Origin of the sequence: Tahibacter soli, from assembly GCF_025717065.2 — a bacterium.
Lineage (GTDB): Bacteria > Pseudomonadota > Gammaproteobacteria > Xanthomonadales > Rhodanobacteraceae > Tahibacter > Tahibacter soli.
In genome coordinates this window covers 401,796-403,440 of sequence record NZ_JAOVZO020000023.1, presented here as the reverse complement: position 1 = coordinate 403,440, position 1,645 = coordinate 401,796, and the positions used below count along the sequence as shown (strand labels likewise).

2 protein-coding genes are annotated in these 1,645 nt (G+C 68.8%); both read left to right on the top strand.

From position 1 onward, the window contains the following. Window positions 1-170 precede the first annotated feature (170 nt). A complete protein-coding gene (locus OD750_RS26965) occupies window positions 171-1,316 on the top strand; it encodes a chromate transporter (protein WP_272842199.1) in 1,146 nt (381 codons plus the stop codon). Between the two features lie 2 nt (window positions 1,317-1,318). Continuing rightward, window positions 1,319-1,546 carry a hypothetical protein gene (locus OD750_RS26960; RefSeq protein WP_272842198.1) on the top strand — a complete coding sequence of 76 codons (228 nt, stop codon included), beginning with the start codon at window positions 1,319-1,321 and terminating at the stop codon, window positions 1,544-1,546. Window positions 1,547-1,645 lie beyond the last annotated feature (99 nt).

Below are 1,645 nucleotides of genomic sequence, written 5' to 3'. Positions count from 1 at the left end.
CGGGCCGTCGAGTAGCGGCACGCCGGCGAGGTTCGGGGTGGGTTCGCCCATGCGCAGGACCGGCCTCGTTTCTCGATCGACTTCTCTGCCGGGACGGTCGCGATACCGAACGCCGATGCGACAATGCCGGCGGCCGGGCGCGATCGCGAAGCCTCGGGAGAATCGTTGCCGTGAACGACCAAGCCAACCCCGTCCCGGCGAGCGTGAGCTTCCGGGACGCGCTCCTCGTCTGGGCACGCATCGGCTGCCTGAGCTTCGGCGGCCCGGCCGGGCAGATCGCGCTGATGCACCGGGAACTCGTCGAGCGGCGTCGCTGGATCAGCGAGTCGCGATTCCTGCACGCACTGAACTACTGCATGCTGCTGCCCGGACCCGAAGCGCAGCAGCTGGCGACCTACATCGGCTGGCTGATGCATCGAACCGCGGGCGGCCTCGCCGCCGGGCTGTTCTTCATCGTGCCCGGCTGCCTCGTCATGCTGTCGTTGAGCGTGCTCTACGCGACGGCGGGCGACGTTCCGTTGATCGCGGCGCTCTTCTTCGGTCTCAAGGCGGCCGTACTCGCCATCGTCGTCGAAGCGGTTTTGCGAATCGGACGCCGCGCGTTGCGGAACCGCACGATGGTGCTGGTCGCCGTCGCGGCGTTCGTCGCGATCTACGCGTTTGCCGTCCCGTTCCCGGCGATCGTGCTGGCGGCGGCCTGCGTCGGCGTCGTCGGCCGGCATCTCGCGCCCGCCGCGTTTCCGATCCCTGCCGAGATCCGGGCCGGACCGGATACCGATCACGTCGTCGACGCGGCCCTGGCGCGCGGCGAACTGACGCACACGCAACCGTCGGTGCGCCGTGCGTGCGTCGTCGTCGCGGTCGCGTCGATACTCTGGATCGCGCCCGTTCTCGGCCTGACGGCCTGGCTCGGCGCAGACGCGGTGATTGCCCGGCAGAGCGTCTTCTTCAGCCAGGCCGCGATGGTGACGTTCGGCGGCGCCTATGCCGTGCTGGCCTACGTGGCCCAGCGCGTTGTGGAAGATTTCCATTGGTTGACGCCCGGCCAGATGCTCGACGGCCTGGGCCTGGCCGAGACCACGCCGGGTCCGCTCATCCTCGTCGTGCAGTTCGTCGCGTTCCAGGCCGCCTATCAGCACCAGATCGGCCTGTCGCCGCTGGCGGCCGGCGTTCTCGGATCCTTCGTCACGGTGTGGGTCACGTTCGTGCCGTGCTTTTTGTGGATTTTCTCGGTGCCCCGTGGATCGAAGCGCTGCGGCACCATCGCGGTCTGCAGGCCGCGCTGTCGACCGTCACGGCGGCAGTCGTCGGCGTGATCATGAACCTCGGCATCTGGTTCGCCTTGCACACGGTGTTTCGCCGGACGACGGCCGTCAGCTGGGGATGGCTGCACGCGGACATCCCCGAGATCACGACGTTCGATCCGTTCGCCGGCGTCCTCGTGCTGTTCGCGTTGATGGCCATGTTCGTTCTGCGCCGGGGCATGGCGTGGACGCTGGCGGCGACGGCGTCGATCGGCGCGGCTTGGACGCTGGCGGTCCGCTGAGAGCGCTGCCCCGCGACACCGGCCCTTGACCACGGATTGATGCGCGCGGCGCAACACCGTGCGTCGGTCCGCATGTCTACTCGCCGATATGCGTACCGC

What these genes read in the sequence shown, in the direction of transcription:
- OD750_RS26960 (WP_272842198.1), top strand. Translation starts at nt 1,319, where the DNA reads ATGAACCTCGGCATCTGGTTCGCCTTGCACACGGTGTTTCGCCGGACG.